At 46.5% G+C, this 22,908-nt stretch carries 22 protein-coding genes and 1 tRNA gene; 9 read left to right on the top strand and 14 right to left on the bottom strand.

Features of this window, described 5'->3' with window-relative positions; translation table 11 throughout:
• The first annotated feature begins 313 nt into the window (after nt 1-313).
• The 3 genes from ACZ5NB_RS05510 (at nt 314) to ACZ5NB_RS05500 (ending at nt 3,970) form a co-directional block, all read left to right on the top strand.
• Nucleotides 314-3,115 carry a BT4734/BF3469 family protein gene (locus ACZ5NB_RS05510; protein ID WP_464107868.1) on the top strand — a complete coding sequence of 934 codons (2,802 nt, stop codon included), beginning with the start codon at nt 314-316 and terminating at the stop codon, nt 3,113-3,115.
• A 253-nt stretch (nt 3,116-3,368) separates the two neighbouring features.
• The gene (locus tag ACZ5NB_RS05505; protein ID WP_464107867.1) at nt 3,369-3,644 is read left to right on the top strand and encodes a hypothetical protein; all 276 of its coding nucleotides are present in this window, start codon (nt 3,369-3,371) and stop codon (nt 3,642-3,644) included.
• On the top strand, nt 3,641-3,970 hold the full coding sequence (locus tag ACZ5NB_RS05500; protein WP_464107866.1) for a hypothetical protein: 330 nt from the start codon (nt 3,641-3,643) through the stop codon (nt 3,968-3,970). The genes ACZ5NB_RS05505 and ACZ5NB_RS05500 overlap by 4 nt, the downstream gene beginning before the upstream one ends.
• 22 nt (nt 3,971-3,992) lie before the next feature.
• On the opposite strand, the gene ACZ5NB_RS05495 is transcribed toward ACZ5NB_RS05500, so the two are convergent.
• The 3 genes from ACZ5NB_RS05495 to ACZ5NB_RS05485 are packed head-to-tail and all read right to left on the bottom strand — an operon-like array spanning nt 3,993 to nt 5,538.
• Nucleotides 3,993-4,430: a hypothetical protein gene (locus ACZ5NB_RS05495; protein ID WP_464107865.1), complete on the bottom strand. Its 438-nt coding sequence runs from the start codon at nt 4,428-4,430 to the stop codon at nt 3,993-3,995.
• Nucleotides 4,430-5,083, bottom strand: a complete 654-nt coding sequence (locus tag ACZ5NB_RS05490) for a hypothetical protein (protein WP_464107864.1) — start codon at nt 5,081-5,083, stop codon at nt 4,430-4,432. The genes ACZ5NB_RS05495 and ACZ5NB_RS05490 overlap by 1 nt, the downstream gene beginning before the upstream one ends.
• Nucleotides 5,084-5,103: 20 nt before the next feature.
• A complete protein-coding gene (locus ACZ5NB_RS05485; RefSeq protein WP_464107863.1) occupies nt 5,104-5,538 on the bottom strand; it encodes a hypothetical protein in 435 nt (144 codons plus the stop codon).
• A gap of 93 nt (nt 5,539-5,631) precedes the next feature.
• On the opposite strand from ACZ5NB_RS05485, the gene ACZ5NB_RS05480 reads away from it, so the two are divergent.
• On the top strand, nt 5,632-5,955 hold the full coding sequence (locus tag ACZ5NB_RS05480; protein ID WP_464107862.1) for a helix-turn-helix domain-containing protein: 324 nt from the start codon (nt 5,632-5,634) through the stop codon (nt 5,953-5,955).
• A gap of 107 nt (nt 5,956-6,062) precedes the next feature.
• A complete protein-coding gene (locus ACZ5NB_RS05475; RefSeq protein ID WP_464107861.1) occupies nt 6,063-6,383 on the top strand; it encodes a hypothetical protein in 321 nt (106 codons plus the stop codon).
• 94 nt (nt 6,384-6,477) lie between these two features.
• Here ACZ5NB_RS05475 and ACZ5NB_RS05470 read toward each other — a convergent pair whose 3' ends face one another.
• Together ACZ5NB_RS05470 and ACZ5NB_RS05465 are read right to left on the bottom strand one after the other, a co-directional pair.
• Nucleotides 6,478-6,747, bottom strand: coding sequence for a hypothetical protein (locus ACZ5NB_RS05470; protein WP_464107860.1), 270 nt, complete (start codon nt 6,745-6,747; stop codon nt 6,478-6,480).
• Between the two features lie 9 nt (nt 6,748-6,756).
• Nucleotides 6,757-7,125, bottom strand: a complete 369-nt coding sequence (locus tag ACZ5NB_RS05465) for a Tse2 family ADP-ribosyltransferase toxin (RefSeq protein WP_464107859.1) — start codon at nt 7,123-7,125, stop codon at nt 6,757-6,759.
• A 276-nt stretch (nt 7,126-7,401) separates the two neighbouring features.
• On the opposite strand from ACZ5NB_RS05465, the gene ACZ5NB_RS05460 reads away from it, so the two are divergent.
• Nucleotides 7,402-7,486: transfer RNA gene (locus ACZ5NB_RS05460), tRNA-Leu, on the top strand.
• A gap of 556 nt (nt 7,487-8,042) precedes the next feature.
• Here ACZ5NB_RS05460 and ACZ5NB_RS05455 read toward each other — a convergent pair.
• The 3 genes from ACZ5NB_RS05455 to ACZ5NB_RS05445 all read right to left on the bottom strand — a co-directional run bounded on the left by ACZ5NB_RS05455 (nt 8,043) and on the right by ACZ5NB_RS05445 (nt 13,379).
• A complete protein-coding gene (locus ACZ5NB_RS05455; protein WP_460231998.1) occupies nt 8,043-11,204 on the bottom strand; it encodes an efflux RND transporter permease subunit in 3,162 nt (1,053 codons plus the stop codon).
• 29 nt (nt 11,205-11,233) lie between these two features.
• The gene (locus tag ACZ5NB_RS05450) at nt 11,234-12,319 is read right to left on the bottom strand and encodes an efflux RND transporter periplasmic adaptor subunit (protein WP_460237940.1); all 1,086 of its coding nucleotides are present in this window, start codon (nt 12,317-12,319) and stop codon (nt 11,234-11,236) included.
• 268 nt (nt 12,320-12,587) lie between these two features.
• Nucleotides 12,588-13,379, bottom strand: a complete 792-nt coding sequence (locus ACZ5NB_RS05445) for an enoyl-CoA hydratase (protein ID WP_460237941.1) — start codon at nt 13,377-13,379, stop codon at nt 12,588-12,590.
• Nucleotides 13,380-13,567: 188 nt separating this feature from the next.
• On the opposite strand from ACZ5NB_RS05445, the gene argS reads away from it, so the two are divergent.
• Entirely contained in the window at nt 13,568-15,307 is a 1,740-nt protein-coding gene (gene argS, locus ACZ5NB_RS05440) for an arginine--tRNA ligase (RefSeq protein WP_460231995.1), read from the top strand.
• A 73-nt stretch (nt 15,308-15,380) separates the two neighbouring features.
• Here argS and ACZ5NB_RS05435 read toward each other — a convergent pair whose 3' ends face one another.
• From ACZ5NB_RS05435 to ACZ5NB_RS05425, 3 genes are all read right to left on the bottom strand, one after another.
• Nucleotides 15,381-15,782, bottom strand: coding sequence for a YchJ family protein (locus tag ACZ5NB_RS05435; protein ID WP_460231994.1), 402 nt, complete (start codon nt 15,780-15,782; stop codon nt 15,381-15,383).
• Nucleotides 15,783-15,881: 99 nt separating this feature from the next.
• Nucleotides 15,882-17,357 (bottom strand): diguanylate cyclase domain-containing protein, encoded by a 1,476-nt coding sequence (locus tag ACZ5NB_RS05430; RefSeq protein WP_460237942.1) that lies wholly within the window; start codon nt 17,355-17,357, stop codon nt 15,882-15,884.
• 143 nt (nt 17,358-17,500) lie between these two features.
• On the bottom strand, nt 17,501-17,692 hold the full coding sequence (locus ACZ5NB_RS05425) for a PA1571 family protein (protein WP_460237944.1): 192 nt from the start codon (nt 17,690-17,692) through the stop codon (nt 17,501-17,503).
• Nucleotides 17,693-17,921: 229 nt separating this feature from the next.
• Here ACZ5NB_RS05425 and ACZ5NB_RS05420 point away from each other — a divergent pair, with 229 nt between their 5' ends.
• A complete protein-coding gene (locus ACZ5NB_RS05420; protein ID WP_460237946.1) occupies nt 17,922-18,269 on the top strand; it encodes a hypothetical protein in 348 nt (115 codons plus the stop codon).
• A 107-nt stretch (nt 18,270-18,376) separates the two neighbouring features.
• On the opposite strand, the gene ACZ5NB_RS05415 is transcribed toward ACZ5NB_RS05420, so the two are convergent.
• Both ACZ5NB_RS05415 and ACZ5NB_RS05410 read right to left on the bottom strand, forming a co-directional pair.
• Nucleotides 18,377-18,724 (bottom strand): HopJ type III effector protein, encoded by a 348-nt coding sequence (locus tag ACZ5NB_RS05415; protein WP_460237948.1) that lies wholly within the window; start codon nt 18,722-18,724, stop codon nt 18,377-18,379.
• A 46-nt stretch (nt 18,725-18,770) separates the two neighbouring features.
• Entirely contained in the window at nt 18,771-19,892 is a 1,122-nt protein-coding gene (locus ACZ5NB_RS05410; protein ID WP_460231989.1) for a zinc-binding dehydrogenase, read from the bottom strand.
• Nucleotides 19,893-20,756: 864 nt separating this feature from the next.
• On the opposite strand from ACZ5NB_RS05410, the gene ACZ5NB_RS05405 reads away from it, so the two are divergent.
• Complete coding sequence (locus ACZ5NB_RS05405; protein ID WP_460237949.1) at nt 20,757-21,899, top strand: GGDEF domain-containing response regulator; 1,143 nt, start codon at nt 20,757-20,759, stop codon at nt 21,897-21,899.
• 43 nt (nt 21,900-21,942) lie between these two features.
• Here ACZ5NB_RS05405 and ACZ5NB_RS05400 read toward each other — a convergent pair whose 3' ends face one another.
• On the bottom strand, nt 21,943-22,809 hold the full coding sequence (locus ACZ5NB_RS05400) for a crotonase/enoyl-CoA hydratase family protein (RefSeq protein ID WP_464107858.1): 867 nt from the start codon (nt 22,807-22,809) through the stop codon (nt 21,943-21,945).
• Nucleotides 22,810-22,908 lie beyond the last annotated feature (99 nt).

Genomic DNA, 22,908 nt, shown 5'->3' with positions numbered 1-22,908 from the left:
TGCTCAATGCAACCGATACAAAAAGGAAAGCTTTCGTGTACCAGCACCAATATATAGCCCGATTCTCAAACCGCCTTTTTAGACTTCCCCCGGTTGAAATTCCCCTTTATTTGCTTTTGTCCGCTTCGCGGGGCTGCGCCTTTACCCTTTGGAAATCCCAAAAGTGCGGCAAATCGCTACGCTTTTCTTATTATAAAAACTATAAGAAAGGTGTAGCGATTTGCCGCAATAGGAATAGATTTTTTTACATTCATTCCCCAAAGAGGGACGCGCCCCCCGGCGCACCCGCGAAGCGGTCAACGGGGTGTGAACAATGATTACAGTCACCCACCTTGACCACCCCGGCGACAATTACCCGGTACACAAGCCGCTATCTGAAATAATTGACCAGATTAAAGGCGACAGGTTGAAACAACTGGTAGAACAGATTCAACAAGCTGAAACCAATGCAGCCGAATTGAAAGCACAATTGCCGGTCATGGTTCCTACACTGTGTTTCTACGGTGAAAACCGATTCACCGACAAAGCGCAAATTACCGGCATTGTTCAATTTGATGTTGATACCAAGGATAACCCCGGCATTGATATTGACCACGTTCAACGGTTGGTGATTGCCAAGCCGGAAACGGTCTATTGTTTCAAATCACCACGGCAAGGGCTTAAATTCGGTATTTTGACTGACTTCACCAACAATGAAGGCGACAGCGTACACACCACTAAACAGCGGTACAAAGCCGCCTATGCGCTTGTATGCGACTGGTTAAAATTGCCGGTAGTGTTTGATGATCGAATGCAGCACATTAAATACAATTGCTTTCTGTCTCATGATCCACAAGCCTATTGCAACGATAACGCGCAACCATTGGCAGTCAATAGCCAATGCAGCTACACACAGCCGGAAATCATCGTCACTGATAACACGGTCAGCCCTGAATTCATTCACCAGCTTTTAGAGTTCATTCCCGATTCACTGAACTGGGGTGAACGGCTACCGGTAAACCTTGCGGTACTGCAACACCTTGGCTGTGAAGGTATTCAAACATTAAAAGCACATTGGCAAGTTGAAGATGCTGAAAAGCTTGACCGTGATTTGCACTCACAGGACAGGTCAATCACAGCCGGAAACGTTCGCGGACACATTGGAACATTGGTCAACATCGCCAAGGAACATGGCTACACAGCGACTACAGGACGCGCCAGACAGAAACTAAAGCCAAAACCATGCAGCCACCAATTTGAAGCCATGGTGAGCCACAGTGAAGGCATGAAGCGATTAAAAACACTTGTTTCAGAATTCTTTAATACAGGTGAAAGCCGGTTTATTAATGTATCTACCGGGGCAGGTAAAACCACTGAAGTGTTAAAAGCAATTCGCAACCTACCAGCACCGGAACTTAAACCACGACAACAAGCATTAGGTAAGAACAGAAAACCCCGTGTATTGATTTTGGTTCAGGATCATGAATTAGCCGAACAGTACAAGCGTGAATATGGTTCCGGTATTCACCACATCAAAGGGCGTGACCACGTTTGCGAGAATCCGAAAAACCTAAAATTCTTCAACCGTGAAAAAGTGCCGGTGCCTTCAAACGTTTGTAGCCGGTCAATGTGCCACATGTACGACACTTGCGCCTATATTCGCCAGTTCAAGCAGTTTCATAGCTCAATAAGAATCATGACGCACGACGAATTATTCAATGAGCCATCGCGGTTTATTCGTGACCAAAAGAAAGCCGGTTCACCCCACCGTCACGGAATATGGAAGCCGGATTACATCATAGTAGATGAAAATTGCTTGAAGCTTTGCGAAGGCGCGGAAAGCCTCGAATCAGACTATGATAGTGTACGCAATGTTTTGAATGATGTTCTGAACGGTGTAGACCTTGAAACAGCCACACTTCAACACCGGGCGCTTGTTATCCGCGATCATTCAGCTATGAGTACAGCCAATAAAAACCGGTCTGGTGTTCAAGCAGTTAAAAGCCGTTATGAATATGTTAAAGCAATCACTGATATGGCGGACAACTGCCAGAATAGTGAAGTGCTTGAACAGCTTTTCCAGTATGCCATGACCGGCAATGATGACCACCTGAAAAGCCTGTATATACAAAATAAGCAAATCTGTTTTAGCAAGGTCAAGACCGTTCACAGTCGCTACCAGAAAACCCCGAAACTGTTTTTAGATGCAACGGCGCGTGAATCGGTAATCACTAAAACCCTTAGTGTTCCTTTTCATAGAATTCAGATTGAACAAAATTCTGATATTGGTGTGTACCAGTGTGAAACCACCGTGACCAAAAATAAACTTGGTGACGAACAGTTCAGAGCCGCTTTTGTTCAGTCATTAAAAGCCATGTGTGCCAAGTACAAAAATGTTGGCATTATCAGCTATAAATCGGTTGAAGGTGTTGGGCAATTCCCGCAATGGTTAGCCGGTGAAATTGGGGCTTGTACATATTCCCACTTTGGCGCACTTCGCGGAATGAACAACTTCAATGACTGTGATTGTATTCTGGTAGTAGGTCGCCAACTGATACAGGAAGCAGACATACAGGCATTGTCTGTAGCGGTGTTTGGCGAAAGCAGCAATGATAAAGAATACTTTGATTTGCCGGTTAGGGTGTCTGGTGGTCAAGCCATGAGTGTGAATAATCGTGCATTCACCTCTGTTTCAATGCGGGAAGTTAAACACCATTTTAGTGATAGCGAAACAATTCAAGCCATTGGGCGCGGTCGCTTGATTCATGGTAAAGCCAAAGACATTTATTTGTTTAGTCATGAGTCATTGGGCGGTGACGTTGCGGTGAATGGGTTCTTTGATCTGAAAATTGAACCACCAAAGTTCAGCGAACAGAAAACGGCTCTTCAGGAAAAGGGCTTTTGTAAGAATGTGCCAACAGAATTAAATAAACTTGGGTTTACTAAAAGCGCGATAAACAAAGACCGAAATTCAATAACAAATGAGCTGTTGAGCGTGTTCGGAATATACAACGTTAAATTTGTAGATAAGTACAGAAAGAAAAAGAGCGTTGAATATTTCATCCACGATGAGCCTAAATTGATCGAACACTTGGAAAGCGTTGACGCTAAGCAGATTACGATAACACCTGTATAAAAATAAAGCCCTCAGTCACTCGGAAACAAAAGGAAAAACCGGGTGATGAGGGCTTCACCGAGACATACACAACTTCGCGGAAGGCACGTCTCAACCAATGAGTGCAAACCGTGGGAACGAGGAACCCAAACACTCACCGGGTGCAACCACCGGGACCGGCAAGAACACAGTGGTTGCAATTTTATTTATGCATTTTAAAAATCGGGAAAATTTGCTCACCTAAATATCAGTACAAACAAACGAGGTGAACACCATGTCAAACGAAATATTCCCAGCGGAAGCAATCGAAGCTAAAAAAACCAAATTCATAGACGCCGCTAAACAATCAATCCTTGCCCGGTTGCGTCCTATCATTGAATACCATGTCCGTTCAGCGGTAGCGCCCGGAACAATCACCGACGAAAAAGAGTTAAATCAATACTACGTAGACGAAGCAGTGAGCGAACATCAAGCCAGTGGTAAATCTCATGGGTTCAAAAGCTTTCAACAGTTCGCCACTGAACAACGTTCAAGTGGTGGTTCGCAATGAGCTACCCTGATCCACCACTTACAAAAAATTTGACCATTACAAAATTGTCGCCTCAGCTTCGTTCACTTTGGGACACCTTCGTTGAAATTGAAGCCGTAGACCCCAAAACCTTGTTTGAAGGTATGCTTTACGATTGGGCGCAAAAGTTTATGGAATCAAGGGCTAAAGAAATCGACGTGGACCCCGAGATTTTTGAAGCCCTCGAAGAGGGTATAGAGCAGTGCTTCAGGTCTACGGTCTTACACCGCTGTCTCTACAAGCCGATTGATTCAGTACCTGAGAACGAGCGTGAGCAAGTTTTAGCCAAGATGGTGAGGGAAAAATAAGGGGGCATACAGCCCCTTGAAATCACTTGGTGTTCAGTTTGCCTCGAACAAACTCAACCACCTTTTCAAACCGCTGCAAAGGTTCCTTGGGCTTCTCTGCAATCGTATCCAGCACCCAAAACACACCGAGTAAACCAAGCCCAAAGCCAAACGGTATGCCGATAATGCAGACAGTCCACCAGAATTTACTTGATGGGTATTCAATGGCAGACCATATTTCTACACCGTCATCGACTTTGGCGACATTGAGCCAGACCTCGACCTTTCGACCGCGTTCAACACCATCAGCGAAAACTTTAATCGCACTATCTTCACGCTCGATTCTGTCTGACTCTGTTTCAGGATTGGGGAGCGGGTAGTCAGTCCAATATTTTTGCACCAGTGCGTAGACAGTCATCAAGTCTGCATCAGTGGATACCAGTTCTGAATTTTCGAGTTTTATCCTATCGAGAAACGCCATTATCGTATTTCAGCCTTGACCGGTTTTTTCTTAGTTTTATATGAGGGCGCATATATTGATAGTTCTTTCATCAAACCACCATCCTGTGAGCATCCAACCATTAAGCTAACGTTGTCTTTTTTGTTTCGAGAGTCGTACCAATAATATGAGTTCGCGTAATGGTCTGTATATTTCACCGATGACATACTACGCTTATCAAATGTATCAGAATATTTGCCCGACATTTTCACCAAACCAGCTATATATTCAGAGACTATTTTTTTGCATGATTCATAATCGTCGGCAACCTTTGCGGTATAGTCATGGCGTATCATATACAATTCGCCTTTATCATTAAAAACCGATTTGAATTTCTCATCTCTAAGAAAAGAATTGGTTTCTTTACTCTTCTCGTAGTAACTTCCAGTGCAGGAATATTTTCCAACTTCAATTTTTCCACATGTGAATTTGTCGTAGTTGTAGGGAAAAATTGAATTTGGATTATCCGCTTCTTTGGTTTCTTGGTCCGGTATCAGTGGAGCGATTTTTGATTCAACAGCTTCAACACTGTCACCCACTTTAATTCCAAGAACCTCGAAAGATTCTATTTCAAATGCCAGACAGGGCATTGTCGAAAATCCAAGCACGACCGCCAATAGTAGTGATTTATTCATGGTTTATCCTTCTGCGTAATTTATGATTGTGAGCTACAGCAATCGAGGCTACCCGCTCGAAGGCAATGCAGTATTTTTCCTTCCACCAAGTCAGAAATTTGAATAGCGCCAAGCTGGTCTACTTGTTCAGCATTTTTAAAAACATCAGAATCCTTTTTATATTCAATCATCATGGCTTTGACGTTTTCGGGTACATCCCCACCAGCGTATGCCATCAGGTCAGCGGTGCATTGCACAGCATATTCACCTAATTCCAAGCCTGTTTGGGCTTTGGTTAACGCCACCCAGCTTAGAAACATGCCATCTTTTTCAGTATCTACGGTTTCCTGAATACCTTGGGCGATCAATGCACCGTATTCACGATCAAAGCTTGATGCTGAAGATACACCGCCATCAGTACAAGCGGTGATGGTGGCAACCACAATAAGAGTGGTCAAATATCGAACAATTTTCAAGGCTTTACCTCCTTTTCAGCTAAGAACCCCTTAGTTTAGGCTAAGGATTCCTTAGTATCCAGCTTTGACGTAAACTAAGAAAATCTTAGCTTCATGAACAATTTTGGAGCTGAGTCAATCAATACCTTTACACGGCGACTAAAGCAGGTGCGTATGTCCAGAGACATTAGTCAGAAAGAACTCGGTATCAAAGCCGGTTTTGATGAATCTGGTGCCAGTGCTCGAATGAATCAATATGAGACCGGTAAACATCGCCCCGATATGAGTACGGTAAAGAAGCTGTGCGCTGTCTTGGATGTACCCGTGCCTTATTTGTATTGTGATGACGATGATTTGGCTAAGGTCATTGATGGTTTTGTGAGGCTGAGTGAAGCCGATAAAAACAAGATTTTGAAGATTATTGAGAAGGCAAAGTGATTGAATGTTTATGCCGTGAAATGGGAGGTTGTGACATTCGGTTTTGGCGAGTGCTGTTTTTATAAGCTACCCTTACAGCTTTAGCACCACAACTTACTGGAGAAATCATGGACAACTTCGATAGTTTTCGTAAAAAATATACAGGCTTAAAGTCAATCGAAGATATTAATAAACAGTTTGATTACAAAGATGAGCATCCACAGGGTAAAGGAGACAAGAAAAAAGTAGCCTGTGGTCAGTGTGGTGATTATAACGAACTTCAAGAAATATACGATGAAAAACTGGCAGAGCATGTTGATGCTGGAAAAATATCTGAATCAGATGCACTTTATGCTCTTTCCTATGCCTGTCACAAACTGCCAAACCCAAGGGACCGAAAGGAATACTATAAATTGCTTGGAAGCGCACTTAAAATTAAAGTGGATTAACTCGCCGTTCAAAAAATAACAGCTTTACGGGTTGCATGTATTGGGGATCATCCGTGATGAATCTGTAAGCATCACGGATGACTGTAGATTGCTATCAGTTTTTTACCACATGCATAGCGCCAACTTCCATCTGTATATCTTCGAGAATAAATGCATTCTTATCTGAAAACACCTTTTCAGCCTGTTCCTTGAGTTCATCAATATAAAGGCGTAATGCCACAATATCGTTTAGTGCGTCTGCACCCTCGTCAGAATCATCACCAAAATTCTCGACTATGCTTAGCAATTCTTTTTCTCTGGCATGGAGTGAACGCCAAATCAGGTTGAATGAACCTTGGTCAAGCGATAAATTTAAGCTTTCCATAATTGACACCTATACAGCCTTTTTAAATACTTTTTGACAGTGGATAGCCATTTGTTCAAGTAGGCTAATGTATTGAGACAAGGGCATAGTCTTAACAGGCACCAACATGTGATGACCTTTCGAGCCTTTTTGAACCAGCCTTAGACCTTGCGGAATTGCGGTTCTACTTTTGATTTCCCATACCCAGCCCGTTAAAGGACTGCGCCTCATTCCTTCCTCATTGAACAGGCTTACACCCTTATCATTTGCAATGATCATCGTGATGCCGTTCTGTTCCGTTGTATTGATTTCGCCAACCCTGACACGATTAATGCGGCTGGAAGTGGCGTTACCGAACCGATACAAATCTTCTTGGGTAAGATATAGCTTCTCGTTCATGTGGTTATTCCATTATTTAAGATTTTACGTGCAACCGCCGGATTGTAAACCAGTGTGACGAACATCACAGGAATTGCTTCACAGGTTGATTTTGCAGTGACGCCGATAACGTCATTTGAATGATCAGGGGGAGGCTTATGGACTACTGGGTGAGCGAACAATCGGTCAAAAAACAACCTCTTTCAAAACCACTGTATATACACTTAGTGTTCTTGTAGGAAAATCTTCGTAGAAGTATTGTCAAATTCAAGCCTCACCTGTATTATGCGCGGCTCTGGCGATATGGCGGAATTGGTAGACGCACGGCATTCAAAATGCCGCGCCTTCGGGCATCCCGGTTCGACTCCGGGTATCGCTACCAAATTTGAAAACCGGTTCTTAGTAACCGGTTTTTTTGTATACGCGAACTGTGTAGACTGCACACCAAAACTACACACAAGCTTTAACCTATTGATTTTAGTGAATTTTTACGGGATTCAAAATCCCCCGCCCTTAAAAGCGTGCCGGTTCGAGTCCGGCCTCTGGTACCAAAAACAAATGCCCGCACTATGCGGGCATTTTTTTTGGCACCAGGGGTTGGCGAGAACCGGCATACCGGTTCGACAAGATACGACGAATAGGAGTATTTTGGAACGAGCCGCGTTTTTCAGCGGCGAAGCCCTAAGGGTCAAAATCGCCACAAGCGATATTGATTCAATCCGGCCTCTGTCGCGCAGCCCCCCACCATGTGAATTCAATTTCTTAAGAACCGAGCTTTGCTTAGTACCAGAGGCCGGCGACAAATTCGTCTGGAACGAATTTGGGCGCGGGAGCTTAGCGACGGCGGGCGCAGCCCAAAACGCAGAACGAGTTTTGTCACTACCGGCATACCGGTTCGACTAATTTATGAAACACATTCTTGTGTTTCACCCTTAGAGCTAAGGCAGGTCAATCCCGTCACTACTGTGCGGGTTGAGCGACTCTTGCGTAGTACGCACCCAGGCTTTTTTCTTGTCTTCTTCTAGTTCATCGTTCAAACGTTGTTCAACGGCCGCTGGCGACTGTGTGCGTTTTGCCCACATCTGATAAGCGGTGGGCACGACAAACAGTGTTAGAAGCGTCGTGAGTGAGACACCCGATATCACCACTAAGCCGATAACAAATCGAGATTCAGAGCCGGCACCAGTCGCAATGACTAGGGGAATAGAGCCCGCAATAGTCGTCACCGCTGTCATCAAGATAGGTCGCAAGCGTTGAACAGACGCCACCATGATTGATTCGACAAACTCGACGCCTTCATCACGCAGCTGGTTGGAAAACTCGACGATTAAAATACCGTTTTTCGCGGCTAAGCCAACCAGCATAATAATGCCGATTTGACTGTAAATATTTAGGCTCTGACCGAAGAAGTACAACCCTAGCAACGCACCACCCACAGCAAGCGGTACCGTCAACATAATAATGACGGGCTGCACAAAACTTTCAAACTGCGCCGCCAGTACTAAGAACACAACAATGAGCGCCAACGCAAAAACAAAATAAATAGAACCACTCGATTCTTTGTACAAAAGTGACTCACCTTTGTAATCAAAGGCCGCATATGGCGGCAGCTCGGCTTTCGCTGTATTTTCTAGGTACGTCAAAGCCTCTCCCAAACTGTAACCATCGGCGAGACTGCCACTTAAGGTTATTGAGCGTTTTCGGTTGTATCGATTTAGTCGATCCGGCCCAGCAAATTCCTCAAGCGTGACTAAGTTTGCCAATTTCACTAATTGGTTTGTCGCCGATGAATGAACATAGATATTCCTCAAATCCAATTTACTCGCGTTGTCGCTGCGCATCCCTTCCACAATGACATCTCGCTCCTCACCGTTGTACATAAACGTTGTAACGAGTCTCGACCCCAACATGGTTTCTAAGGTTCGACCGATTGTGGTCACGGAGACACCTAGCGCAGCTGCGCGGTCGCGATTTATTTCAATGCGAATTTGCGGTTTGGTTTCTTTGAAGTCGTCGTCTAAACCGCGAATACCGGGGTTTTCTTGTGCTTTTTCCAGCATAATGTCCCGCCACTCAGCGAGCTCTTCATAAGTACTACCCTGCAAAACGAACTGCACAGGATTGCCACCGCCACCACCAAATGCTTGGGGAGTCACTGTAAAAATTCTCGCGCCGGCTACATCGGCAGTACGCCGCCTAACGTCATTGATAATTTCCCAAATAGAGCGACGCTGCCCCCAGTCTTCCAGCACCAAAATCGCACGCGCATTGTTAAAACTACTTCCAGACCCAGATCCAGGAACGCGCAGCAGCAAGCGCTTAATTTCACCAGCCTCAACAAGCGGCATCAAACGCTCCTCAATCTGGAGTACCGTTTTCATCGTATCTTCGTAAGACCCACCCTCAGGACCGGATACGATTTGCATCGCTAAGCCACGATCTTCTCGAGGCGCGAACTCGGACGGGATCTTCATCAGCAGAAAACCCACAAGAACCAGCAACAAGACGTAGATGACATTGATAGGTAACGGAAACTTAACGACCGCAAGTAACGCGCGTCTGTATAATTCTTCTACGTTTTTAAACCAGCTATTTTCTCGTTTTTCTTTTTCCTCGGGCGTCTCTGCTTTAAGCACTAACGTACATACAACGGGCGATAAGGTGAGTGCAATCAGGCTCGAAAAGGCTACCGCTGCAGCCATGGTGATCGAGAACTCGCTAAACAACCGGCCAATCTCGCCTTCCATAAACGTAATGGGAACAAACACCGCGATCAGCACTAACGTCGTCGCGATAATAGCAAAACCAACTTGACCAGCACCGCGATAGGCAGCCACCATCGGAGACTCGCCCAAACGAATCCTGCGGTGAATATTTTCTAGGACGACGATACCATCGTCGACCACTAGACCAATAGCCAGTACTAGAGCAAGAAGCGTTAGCAGATTTACAGAAAAACCTAAGACATATAAAACAATAAAGGTGGCGATAAGTGAGACTGGCAGAGTTACCGCAGGAACCAGCATGGCGCGGTGATCGCCAAGGAAGATATAAATAACAAATACAACCAGCGCTGCGGCAATAAATAGCGTTTTGTACACTTCATTAACGGCGTATTCTACAAACACCGTCATATCACTACTGGACTCTAGATCCATACCTTCCGGCAAGTTCTGAGCTAGCCGTTCCGCTTCCGCTTTGACCGCACGAGCCATCGATAGCGTATTGGCAGTGCTTTGCTGCACAATGCCAATGCCCACCATATTGACGCCGTTACCTCGGAAAGTCGCCCGCTCTTCTTCCGCGCCGAGCTCGATTCGCGCGACGTCACCCAAACGAATCAAATAACCATCGTCACCACGGCGTAAGACGAGATTCCGAAAATCTTCTTCATCCATGTAACTGCGCTGCATACGCACAGCGAAATCTCGAGACTCCGACTTCACGCTTCCGGCTGGAAGCTCAACGTTTTCAGCGCGTAGTGCGCTTTCAACGTTGCTAACCGTCACGCCACGCGCGGCCATTTCTTTGCGATCGAGCCATATGCGCATGGCATAGGTTTTACCACCGGAAATATTAACTCTTGCTACACCATCTACAACACTCAGTGGGTCAACGAGAAATTGTTCCGCATAATCCGTTAACTCTAATGTATTGAGGCGATCAGACTGCAAATTGAACCAGATAATGGGTCGGCCATCCGATTCTGATTTTCGAACTGATGGAGGGCTAGCTTCTTCGGGGAGCGCACGTAACACACTCGACACCCTGTCACGCACATCATTAGTCGCTGATTCTAAGTCACGGTCGAGTGTAAATTCGATATTGATGCGTGATACACCGTCGGAGCTAGACGAGTTGACCGACTTAATCCCTTCGATACCGGAGATCCGATCTTCAATGACTTGCGTAATGCGTGTTTCAACTACCGAAGCCGAGGCACCTCGGTAGGCCGTAGTAATAGAAACCAGGGGCGCGTCTGTCATGGGGTATTCGCGCAATGCCAATCGCTCAAACGATACCAGACCAAAAAGAATCAGCACCAGACTAATGACAGTAGCAAAAACTGGGCGGCGTATAGATAAATCGGAAAGAAACATGTGTAAGGCGTCCGTCTAATAGTAACGTGTTAGCTAGCTGGCTGTTCCGGTTCTTGGTTGACTATGCGGACTGGCCTTCCCTCTCGCACTGTATTTGTTCCTCGACTAATGATGTGTTGCCCTTCGGTAAGGCCACTGAGTATTTCGACCTGGCCAGGCTTACGCACACCAATCTCAACCACCTGTCTTTTAGCAACTTTCTTTTCTTCACCTTCAATCACATAGACATAGTGTTTGTCTTGCTCCTGCACAATGGAAGACTCAGGAACGACGATGGTATCGCGCACATCTAACACCATTTCTATATGCAACAACATACCCGGCCGTAGCAACATATCCGGATTGGGGATCACCGCGCGTAGCTTCAAAGAGCGATCGATTTCGTTGATGCGGGAATCGATGGTCGCAATCTTTCCAGCAAAGACTTTATCGGGGAACGCTGGTGATACGGCAGAGACATCCAAGTTTGGTTTTAGGTACCCTAAATAGATTGCTGGAATTGAGAAATCGAGCTTGATCGTTTCAATATCATCCAAAGTCGTAATCACTCGCCCTGGGGAAACATAAGAACCAATGCTAACCTCTCGCAAACCCAGCACCCCAGAAAAGGGGGCTTTAATGTAGCGATCCTTTAAGCGTGCTTCTACGGCTGCGAGACGGTACTTGGCGGTTTCTTGTGCGGTCAATCGCTCATCCAATAAGCTTTGAGATACCGATTTACTCTGCACTAAGCCAGATAGTCTTTTGACTTCGCGGGTTTGCTCGGCAAGGTTCGCCTTCGACACCTGCAATTCAGCATCTTCTTCATTGTGGTTTAACACCACGAGAACGCTACCGGCTTCAACCCGCTGACCGTCTTCAAAGTGGACAGATTTGACGGTGTCACTGACATTTGAGGTGATTTCAACTGATTCATTGGCATAAGCTGTGCCCACAGCTTCCGCAGTTACTGTCCACGAGACTCGTTCAACCACCGTCGACTCAACAGCTACCGAGAACCCTCCACGCATCATTGCCGCACGATCACCGGGATCAGGCGCACTAGCTTCCTTGATGAGAATGCCACCTGCAACGATGACGACGCCTGCGGCGGCAACTAAAACCATTTTATTCATAAACGTGAATGCCTAGATAATGTGAAGTAAAAACAACAAACAGAGACCAGATAACTACGTGAACGTTCCAGTGTTTTGGATGTGCAACATACGGATTGAAAACTCTCTCTAGTTTAGCGGATAACGGAGCGGAATCGACAGAGAATCTCGTAAATTTTGGTTAGAAGTGTGGACTTAACTTAACCTTGGAAGAAGAAACAAGAAAAAGGGAAAACCAACGGCTAGAAAGATTGTCCAGCCGCGGTTAAAGAAAGCGCTGCGAAGGCCGTTAGGAAAATTGCTTAAAGTTCGGTGCGCGCTTTTCACTAAACGCCGTTACCGCTTCGGTAAACTCCGGTGATTGCAGCCCCTGACGAAAATGCACCTGCTCTCGATCCATAATCTTTTGCGCTTCCTCTCTAATGTCATGCTTCAAAAGCTGCTTTGTCGCACGTAGCGCGGAAGCGGGCTGCTCGCTCAATTGAAGGCAACGCGCTTTAGCTTCATCGAGCAGGGCCTCATCGCTAAATACTTTATTGACGATACCTAGCTTTTCCGCCTCTTCTGGAGACGCTGAGGCACCGAAGTAAAACAGTTCAGCCGCTTTCGGGTGCCCCATCATACGAGGCAATATCGCGCTAGATGCGAATTCAGGACATACACCCAGGCTTGCAAATGGCAATTTAAAATACGCGCTCTCACCGGCATACACTAAATCACAATGCAGTAATAACGTTGTACCAATCCCCACCGCAGGCCCCTGTACGGCAGCGACAACAGGTTTGTCGCAAAACAGCAGGGCTCGCATAAACTTAGGCGTTGGGTTTATCTCCGGATCGATGTCACCTTTGTGGCTCATAAAATCCGCTAAATCATTGCCACTGGTAAAACTTCCACCTGCGCCACTGATCAATACCGCTCGCACTTCAGGGTTATCGTTGGCTGCCGCCACCGAACCTGCTAGCTTTTTATACATCGCAAGCGATAGAGCATTTTTAGCCTCAGGACGGTTTAGCAGGATATGCATAACCCCTTGTTCAATAGAGACTTGTACCTTATCCGTATTCTCTTCGATTATCATCACTTCACCTCTTAGCGCTTCGTGTGGCAAGCTCACCCCCATCAAGGGTCAATGGAGTCGCGCGAGCAAAAGAACGTCAGTATAATTAACGGTTTTAAGCAATGGAAGCAAGGCGCGCGAACACTCGGTCGCTCAGCGACCGCAACATAAACGCCCCATTGAACACCCACCGAGAGTAATTAAACACAATGAATATCCGCACCCTGCTTGAAACCCATGTGAAGGCCGCCATGACTGCCGCCGGCGTTCCGGAGGAATGCAATCCGGTTATTGCGCTAAGCAAAAAACCCGAGTTCGGGGACTATCAAGCAAATGGCGCAATGGGCGCCGCAAAGACCATGGGCAAAAAGCCTAGAGATATTGCGCAAGATATCGTCAACAACCTTGCACTCGACGGTATCGCGTCAAAAGTAGATATTGCCGGGCCCGGCTTCATTAACATTCACCTCAGCCCAACGTGGCTCAGCAGCCAAAGTAACGCGGCGCTTGCATCCGATCGGCTGTCAATTGCAACAGCCCATGAGCAACACAACGTCGTTATCGATTACTCTTCGCCTAACTTAGCCAAAGAAATGCACGTGGGCCACATACGCTCGACCATCATTGGCGACACATTGGCGAGGCTACTTGAGTTCCTTGGGCACAGAGTTATTCGTCAAAACCATGTGGGCGACTGGGGCACACAATTCGGCATGCTCATCGGTGAGCTGGAGCAACAGATGCAGGCAGGCGAGCAGGCAACTCTTGCACTCAAGGACTTAGAAACCTTCTATCAGCAAGCCAAAATACATTTCGACGCCGATCCAGAGTTCGCTAATACCGCTCGCCAATATGTTGTGCGACTTCAATCAGGTGATGAGCAAATTCTCGCACTGTGGGAAAAGTTTCGTGAGATTTCGCTACAGCACGCGCAAGACGCTTATCAAAAACTGAATATTACATTAACGCCTTCGGATGTTCGTGGGGAGAGCTTTTATAACGATGACCTGCCAAAAGTTATTGAAGACCTCAAAGCCTGCGGCTTAGCTAAGGAAGACCAAGGTGCCCAAGTTGTCTTCCTTGAAGAGCTAGCCGACAAAGAAGGAAACCCCAGTGTTGCTATTGTGCAAAAGAAAGATGGTGGCTATTTATATTCAACATCAGATCTTGCAGCGATTCGATATCGCGTCGAAACACTGCAAGCCGATCGCGTCATGGTGATCGTTGATAGCCGTCAATCTTTGCATTTACAACAAGTATTTATTATCGCGAAAAAAGCAGGTTTCGCACCGGAATCTGTTCGCCTCGAGCATCACGCGTTTGGCACCATGCTAGGACAAGATGGCAAGCCCTTTAAAACACGCAGCGGCGGCACAGTTAAGTTAATTGAATTGGTCGATGAAGCTATAGACCGAGCGGAAAAAATTATCGCTGAAAAAGATCCAGCCTTAAGCAATGAGGAACGACTGTCTGTTGCACAAAAGGTAGGGATTGGTGCGATTAAATATGCCGATTTATGTAAAACACGTACGAACGATTACGTGTTTAATTGGGACACGATGCTGTCTTTCGAAGGCAACACAGCCCCTTATCTTCAGTATGCTTACACCCGCATTCAAAGCATTTTCCGTAAAGCGGCAATGACTCCTGATAACTTAACTGGAGACGTGTCGATTGCTTCGGCTGAAGAGCACGCATTGGCGAAACAGTGCTTACAGCTGGAGGAGGTGCTGGAACTCGTCGCTGCCGATGCGTACCCACATCACTTGTGTAACTATTTATACGAGTTAGCCAGTCTATTTATGCGTTTCTATGAAGCATGCCCCATACTCAAAGACGAGGTAACGGCAGAACAACGTCAGTCTCGATTGCAACTTTGCCATTTAACGGCACGCTCGATTCATTTGGGGTTAGACATTCTCGGTATCGAGACAATGGACAAGATGTAACGGCATAGATTTCAAGCGAGCTAAATAGCGTAGCTAGCGTTTGTTATTTAGCTCGCTTGAAAGAATGACCTGTTTAAGCACTACTGGACGACACCACTTTTCCAACGTATAGCCAGCGGCCTGCGATGCGCTGGAACTCTGATACTTCATGCATTGTTTCAAGCTGGTCTGCATGCTCGGGTAAAAAATACGCGTTAAACTCGACAGTTCCGTGGTCACCGTGTTGCGCTTTGTTGACCACCTCTAAGCGCTGCCAATTGATTGTACGTTGGGACAACTCAGCGGCATCCAATCCCTGAGCGGTTGCGGGAAACCAAGTTTTTAAAAGATACTCTCCATATCCTCCAAGCGCGTAGGCTACATAGCGTGAACGCATCAATTGAACAGGGGTTTTGGCGACCTGTGATTCATTGAGATAAGGCTCACAGCATTCGGCAAACACTTTCCCGGAATCGCACAAACAGTTCCGCAACATACATCTACTCTCCATACTCTTAACAAGCCCTTGGTCTTAAAGAAAGGCGGCTTGCGGTTTGCGGTTTGCTTTCAGCTATGTGTCAGTGAAGCAATTAATTTAGTGTTTTGAGACATCAGGCGCTAGCTCACAACCCACGCCCTGCTTTTTTGCTCTGTACATAGCCGCATCGGACGATCTTTGGACATCACCAAGTCCATTACCGTCATCTGGGTAATAGCTAACACCAATACTCGCGGAAATACTTACCAGCCCATCGGGCGTGTCGACAGGAACCTGAGCCGCACGCAGTAAATGCGCGCAGACTTGAGCCACTTTATGGGATGCTTCTTCATCACGGGGGAGCCTGGTCAACAACACAAGAAACTCGTCCCCCCCAAGCCTCGCCACAAGATCCTCAGCCCGCACACAACCTCTAAACTGACTAGCAATCTCTTTAAGCAGTCGATCACCAACGGCGTGCCCATACCGATCATTAACGGACTTGAACCCATTAAGGTCTATGGTAAGGACTGCGACTTTCTCTTTGTATCGGCTCGCTTCAGAAAAGGCTTCGTGGGCGCGTTGCTCGAATGCTAATCGATTGGATAGTCCGGTTAAAATATCGTGGTGCGCTATGTGACGCCATTTTTCTTTCGATCGCTGGTACTCAGTAAGATCAGAAATGCTTAATACTTTGACCACATCACCAGAGAAATTCAAATTAACCATTTCATAGCGAGCAACAAACTGAGTGCCATCTGTGCGCACGGCCCGCGGCTCGGCAGTGTGTTCAATCACTAGCTCATCCAGCGTAAGGTTTCTCAATGCGCCAGCTTTCGCTCTAAATAACTCTTCAGCCGCTTTATTGGTGTAACTGACACGGTCACGCTCGTCAAATACGAGAATTGCGCTCCCTACTGAGTTAATCAAGCGCCGTAACATACGATTATTATGAGTGAGCGACCGGTAGCGCGATCGAATTTGCCACAAGATCAACAAGAAATGTGCAAGCACAATAACAACGGCTACGGCCTGGTAACGCCGCAGAGTAGCGGCCTGTTCCCGCGCCCCCAAATCAATACCCGTGGTGACCTGGTTCATCAAGGTGTAGAGGATCTCAAAATTCGAGTAATCGCCGCTTGCTGCACGCTGTCCATTGAGAACCTCGTCAATGTGCCGACGGTACACGGCCCATTCGCTAAGACCGTTGCGCAGTAACTCTCTCACCCGCTCGGCTTCGCGAGCTCTTAGGTAAGCTGGCGCTCCTGCGCTATCTACTACCTCACCACCCGAGTGCAGCGCGGTCAGCGTGCTATCAAAGAGATATATTGCACGGTCTAGTTCCGATAGCAGCGTAACTCGTTCTCGTTGGTCACCGCCCTGCTTCTGGGAGTCCATTGCCAAAAGAAGATATTCCATACGCTGCGTTAGCATGCGTTGACGACCTGCTAGATTGATCGCCAAACTGGACTCATCAATTTGACGTGCAGTGTGCATATTGAGCAATAGAATCGATAAAACTAACGCTATAAACGTTGCGATGGAAAGAACAATCGCTATATCCGGGCGAAAAATACGCCTAATAGACGACATGAAAGGCCTCTTAATACGAGCTAATTAGATCTCAGACGCTCAATTGGAGTGCTTGCGCGCTATGCAACGGCGTGACGGAATCGGGACTACGATGGGCGATCAGGGACTTACGGATAGAACAGGAAAGGGTTGAGTAGTATCGATCAGCCTTTGCTTTTCTCCAGCATGTCGTCGGTAATCACCTTGTGATAACCCGTGTGTGTGCCAATTGATTGGAGCTTCACATCCCGCATCGAACGCTGCACCATCTCATCGGTGATAGGAATTTCTTCGCCTTTGTCGTTAATAACAAAGGCTTGTGATATTTCTTTCTCGGGTGAGGGTTTTCGCTCCATGTTTCCATTCTCCATTGCGGCAACAAACGAGTTTATGAAACCCGATGACGGCACACATTGCAAGGCCTGGAAGGTAAAGTAAGTGACAAAACTATGGGCTGAGCCCACGATTGCACGGGAAATGATAAGCGTTAACTGTGCACACGAAGAGAACTGTGACTCCTAACGTATACAAGGTCTTTAAAGTACAATACTGTGCTCAGCATTATTTAACTCATGGAAAAAGACTATGAAATGTACTACTCCAAGGAAAATACAGTTAACGTCTCTAACCACCATTGTCCTAGCTTGCTTTTTAACTGCCTGCACTAGCCAGCAAATGAATGACTCGGTTAACGCTATGAGTCAAAAAGCATTCGAATACAAACTGGCAGAACTCACTGGAGAGGCTTCGGAAGCACCAGACTATAAAGCCATTCCGATAGAAACCGCCGCCGACCAAAACTGGTTTATCGATCTAGCTTACCGTTATTACAGTAAAGACATTAGCCAGGGCCAGTTTATTCAAGAAGGGCTTCGGCGCTTTCCGGGCTATGGCGAATCCTTTGCGATTCTCGCGGGCCTTTTGGTCGAATAGCCCCTCACCCTGTCACCGGCAAATAAGCACTTAAAGAAGTCAGAATTAAAAAAGGCCCGCACCAAACAACTGCAGGCCTTTTTGACGCTATCACAACAATAAAACCGTCACACTATAGGCGTTAAAGCCTCACCCTCAAAACGGATACCCAACCAACCGTCCAATATAAAATTGCGAATATTGCCGTGATCATCACCGCCGGGGTTACCCATTACATCATCACGATAATAATGGCCAAACAGCGCCAAGGTTTCCATTTCGCTGAGATTATTGAGTTGCGCAAAATAAAAAATTTTACAGGAACCCTCATTCGTTCCCGCATCATTTAGCAACTCTCCATTGTGAAAGCTAGTGGGTGTGTAGCTGTAATTATTCTCAATCACATCCATCACTTGCGTAAATTCAACACTTTCCGGCTTTGAGCGCACGGTGTTCAGTAAATCATCTATCGTCATTCTTTTTCCTAACTATAATGCATTGTTACTATTGAACTTAAGGGTACTAACTGTGTGGGCATATAAGGTACTTTTCGCCAGTCGCTTGTTTCGCATAGGCACGCAGAACATCCTCTGACAAAGCCTCTTCTAAAGAGATTTCTTGCGTGTAATGGCTTGCGAATGTGGTATCAATTTCATCAGCGACACGCTGCCTCAGACGCTGAACATCCTCACCGTTCAAGCGAGCCAAGAAAGGTGTCAACAACCAACCTCCCACACTCCAAGCCATACCAAAACCACGATTCAAAATTGTTGCACTTCGATCTAGGCCACCATAGATATAAACCTGTTTATGCTCAGCAGAACCGTAGCGGCTATACTCAGTGGCACGTTTATTAATTGATGTTTCCATTGCCGTTAGAATCTGCCCGGCTAACTTGCCACCACCAATAGCATCAAAAGCAATCGTCGCACCGGTTGCATCCAGTGCAGCCACCAAGTCTTCTTTAAAACTCGGCAGGCTCGAATCACAAACGTGTTCCGCACCCAAACTTTTTAGAAGCTCAACCTGTTCTGGCTTACGGACGATATTAACCAAAGGCACGTTATCCGCTTGGCAAATTTTTACTAGCATTTGCCCAAGGTTAGATGCCGCCGCCGTATGAACCAGCCCTTTACGACCTTCGAGACGCATATTTTCAACCATACTTTGCGAGGTCATCGGGTTAACAAAGCATGATGCCGCCTGTTTTGAGGTAGTGCCTTCATTCATCACGATACAAGCTGCTGCGGGAACACAGCGATATTGACTATACATTTCACCACCAACTGCGCCCACGACCTTACCCATCAAATGAGCACAATCTTTGCCGGCGGCGATGACGACGCCACCGCCTTCATTACCGACAGGTAGCGACTGATCCAATCTAGCCGTCAGCGCCTTTAGAAAGTTTGGGGAAATATCCATTGTGACAATAGGGTCGCGGGAGGATCCAGACACTTGGATAGTCTCTACATCTGCTGGCCCCAACAGCAAGCCTAAGTCAGACGGATTAATGGGAGAGGCCTCTACCTTGATCACAACTTCATGATCTCTTGGCTCCGGAACCGGAACGGTAGCGATACTCAACTTGAGCTTACCATCGCTAGTGACTTCTGAACGAATTTGCTTTTGTTCTTGCGACATAAACAGACCTCATTTTCCACAATTTTAATACGGCGTCGTTAACTACGACTCGCAAAGTGCGGCAATCCTCGCACGCTGAAACAGCGAAAGCAACTGCAACTCACGGCAGGCCGCGCCAGCTTTAGGGTCGTAACACACCGGATCTTCGATTAGCGCCAAGATCACTCAGCACAATAGCTCAAGCCACTCATTTCGAAGTCTATTTTTAACTAGCGCTGAAAAAGATTGGCCCTAAGAAACTATTTATATGCAAAACGGCAAACTTGTTAAATGTGAGAATCCATCTACGCGGTTTCGGAAATTTGGTGTCCTGTTTTAAATAGATCAATGAAAAATATTCAATGTGTCATTTTTTCTACGTGTAGCATGGTTCACTAAAACGTTGTTGTTTAAATGGATGTACAAACAACACGGTAAATAGCCAATGACAACCGCGCTTATATACCTTTGTATTTAAGTGTCTAAAAGAAACTAACATAGTAACTACTCTACTCTCACACATGCCACCACTCACCTAGCCTAGCGGCGCCTTTTTAGTCGTATGTAAGAAAAACTATCGTTAATAACAATCGCTCGCGTGCATCAGATTACATGCGGAGCGGCCCCTAAAGAACTCACTAGGTAACTGGCTAAAGACATGGCCTCTGACATCGCAAGCCTGTGAACAACAAGTCATGAAATGGCGTCGACGTAATAGCTCTCCGATATCGAAACCAGCTCCGTCGAGCTAGTCATTTTCATCACCACTGGGAACCCCAAGCCAGCCATTGGGACTGTTTGTCGGTTGGATATTGTGGCCTGCCTCACAATCCTGGGTATACTCTTTTCCTTTAAATCCGATCAAGAATCCAAGAGCAATGCGTCATGGCCGACTCGTCACCATCAGAATCTAACGACCACACGCAGGCGGGCAACCCCGCTGAAGCAAAAAAAGCCAAAGTGCTCGTGGCAGACGATTCAAAGTTAGTCCGCAAAACCGCTACTAAGATTTTAGGTACGCAATTCGACTTATTGCTCGCTGAAGATGGCGAAGATGCCTGGCAGCAACTCACGACCGACGACACCGTTCAAGTTCTTTTTACTGACCTCGGAATGCCCAACCTTGATGGCTATGGCCTGATCCAGCGCATTCGACAGTCGGACAATGATCGCTTAAGGGGCTTACCTGTTATTGTCATCACCGGCGCCGCGGAAGAGGAATCTGTTAAACGCGAAGTGTTTGAAATTGGTGCGACGGATTTTATAGGCAAGCCTTTCAAATCTACCGAAATTATTGCTCGGGCAGACGCCCACGCTAACTACTATAAAGACAAAGAACAGTTACAGAAGAGTGTTGAGATAGACCTGCTTACCAACACGCTCAATCGTAAAGGCATTGACGACAAGCTAGCTAAAGACATTTCCTTTATTAATCGTCACAAACAAAATCTCGCCGTCGTTGTTTTTGAGCTCGACAACTTCCGCGACCTTGCACCCAAGATAAGTAAACAAACCGGCGAAAAAATTATTCAGCATGTCGCCAAGACATTGTCTAAAGCTATTCGTCGCGAGGACAGCTTCGGCCGTTACCAATTTGCAAAATTTGTGACCATTTTGCCGATGGCAAAAACAGAGGGCGTCGTACAGCTGGCAAAACGACTCTGTCAACATATTCGCGCCGGCAAGCTCACCCTCGGCGACCAGACCGTGGAACTGACTTTGTCGGTCGGCATTGCAGCCGTCGCCAAGGGAGTGCAGTCCACCCCAGAGGCCGTGCTTCAAACAGCAGAGAAAGCACTTGAGAATGCCAAGAACATTGGTCGTGGTGAAGTTCAACTACTTAAACTACAAAATGTCTCGTCGACGAAAAAACCGATTACTGATATTTCAGTGGATGAATTATTGAAAAAAATCGTACAAAACGACGACACGATAGATACACAACTCATTCAAGCAGGCATAAAAAAGATTTTGCCGCTCATAGGCATGCTCTCTGAAGAACAGCGCCGCTCATTGTTAAAACTTTAAAAATACAGCGAATAACTATTGCTGTTATTCGCTGTAATCCTTATTAGAATTCAGGTTCTTGCCACCACGGGAAATAATCTGGTAGATCCTGACTTACCTTGCCGGGGAAATTTGGCTTACGCTTCTCAACGAATGCCGTTATACCTTCTTTCGCATCCGGCGAGACACCTAGAATATCAATTCCTTTAGTATCCAACCGGTGAGCCTCTATAGGGTCGCTAGCGCCGAGCATTCTCCACAACATATGACGCAACACAGTGCAGGAAATAGGCGAGCTGTTCTCCGTCATTTCTTTCGCTAGCGAGCGCGCAGCTGGAATCAGATCTTCAGGCTCATGGAGGCTTCGAACCAAACCCGCCTCTAGGGCTTCTTCTGATTTGAATACGCGCCCAGAGTAACACCACTCTAAAGCCTTACTGATGCCAACCAAGCGTGGTAAAAACCACGATGAACACGCCTCAGGGACAATACCGCGCCCCGAAAAAACAAAGCCCATTTTGATGTCCTTTGCTGCCATGCGAATATCGGCAGCGCAGGGGAACGTCAAGCCGACGCCAACTGCAGGACCATTGAACGCGACGATAACAGGCTTCAAGCTGCGGTATATACGGCGCGACAACTCACCACCCTCATCGCCCCGTTTTTCTGCTGCAATATTTGCCGCATGCCCCTCAAAGGTTTCGGAGCCTTTTGAAAGGTCTGCGCCAGCGCAAAAACCTTTTCCTGCTCCGGTAATAATGACTGCGCGAACATCGTCATCAGCATCAGAACGATCAAAGGCATCTACCAATTCGCGGTACATCTGCAAGTTCCAGGCATTGAGGCGGTCTGGCCGATGAAGCGTAATCGTCAGAATATTTTCTTCTACCGAGTAGAGTATTGTGTCGTAATTAGATTCCGGGGCAGACATTTATCACCTCTATTTATGGTTATGTATAGAAATTGCTAGCGTTTAGAACGAGACAGTTAAGCATCCCATAGCTTACAAAAACTTATCTCATGCGCCCAG

It is taken from the genome of Aurantivibrio plasticivorans, assembly GCF_055392955.1.
Note: the sequence above shows the minus strand (reverse complement) of the source record. Positions and strands in the feature narration are given on the sequence as shown.

Bases quoted from the DNA above. Each gene is read 5' to 3' on its own strand.
- ACZ5NB_RS05465 (WP_464107859.1), bottom strand. From the start codon at position 7,125: ATGAACGAGAAGCTATATCTTACCCAAGAAGATTTGTATCGGTTCGGT.
- ACZ5NB_RS05410 (WP_460231989.1), bottom strand. From the start codon at position 19,892: ATGTCGCAAGAACAAAAGCAAATTCGTTCAGAAGTCACTAGCGATGGT.
- ACZ5NB_RS05510 (WP_464107868.1), top strand. From the start codon at position 314: ATGATTACAGTCACCCACCTTGACCACCCCGGCGACAATTACCCGGTA.
- ACZ5NB_RS05450 (WP_460237940.1), bottom strand. From the start codon at position 12,319: ATGAATAAAATGGTTTTAGTTGCCGCCGCAGGCGTCGTCATCGTTGCA.
- ACZ5NB_RS05420 (WP_460237946.1), top strand. From the start codon at position 17,922: ATGAAATGTACTACTCCAAGGAAAATACAGTTAACGTCTCTAACCACC.
- ACZ5NB_RS05475 (WP_464107861.1), top strand. From the start codon at position 6,063: ATGGACAACTTCGATAGTTTTCGTAAAAAATATACAGGCTTAAAGTCA.
- argS (WP_460231995.1), top strand. From the start codon at position 13,568: ATGAATATCCGCACCCTGCTTGAAACCCATGTGAAGGCCGCCATGACT.
- ACZ5NB_RS05495 (WP_464107865.1), bottom strand. From the start codon at position 4,430: ATGGCGTTTCTCGATAGGATAAAACTCGAAAATTCAGAACTGGTATCC.
- ACZ5NB_RS05445 (WP_460237941.1), bottom strand. From the start codon at position 13,379: ATGATAATCGAAGAGAATACGGATAAGGTACAAGTCTCTATTGAACAA.
- ACZ5NB_RS05415 (WP_460237948.1), bottom strand. From the start codon at position 18,724: ATGACGATAGATGATTTACTGAACACCGTGCGCTCAAAGCCGGAAAGT.
- ACZ5NB_RS05490 (WP_464107864.1), bottom strand. From the start codon at position 5,083: ATGAATAAATCACTACTATTGGCGGTCGTGCTTGGATTTTCGACAATG.
- ACZ5NB_RS05480 (WP_464107862.1), top strand. From the start codon at position 5,632: ATGAACAATTTTGGAGCTGAGTCAATCAATACCTTTACACGGCGACTA.
- ACZ5NB_RS05470 (WP_464107860.1), bottom strand. From the start codon at position 6,747: ATGGAAAGCTTAAATTTATCGCTTGACCAAGGTTCATTCAACCTGATT.
- ACZ5NB_RS05400 (WP_464107858.1), bottom strand. From the start codon at position 22,809: ATGTCTGCCCCGGAATCTAATTACGACACAATACTCTACTCGGTAGAA.
- ACZ5NB_RS05500 (WP_464107866.1), top strand. From the start codon at position 3,641: ATGAGCTACCCTGATCCACCACTTACAAAAAATTTGACCATTACAAAA.
- ACZ5NB_RS05405 (WP_460237949.1), top strand. From the start codon at position 20,757: ATGGCCGACTCGTCACCATCAGAATCTAACGACCACACGCAGGCGGGC.
- ACZ5NB_RS05435 (WP_460231994.1), bottom strand. From the start codon at position 15,782: ATGTTGCGGAACTGTTTGTGCGATTCCGGGAAAGTGTTTGCCGAATGC.
- ACZ5NB_RS05430 (WP_460237942.1), bottom strand. From the start codon at position 17,357: ATGTCGTCTATTAGGCGTATTTTTCGCCCGGATATAGCGATTGTTCTT.
- ACZ5NB_RS05455 (WP_460231998.1), bottom strand. From the start codon at position 11,204: ATGTTTCTTTCCGATTTATCTATACGCCGCCCAGTTTTTGCTACTGTC.
- ACZ5NB_RS05425 (WP_460237944.1), bottom strand. From the start codon at position 17,692: ATGGAGCGAAAACCCTCACCCGAGAAAGAAATATCACAAGCCTTTGTT.
- ACZ5NB_RS05505 (WP_464107867.1), top strand. From the start codon at position 3,369: ATGTCAAACGAAATATTCCCAGCGGAAGCAATCGAAGCTAAAAAAACC.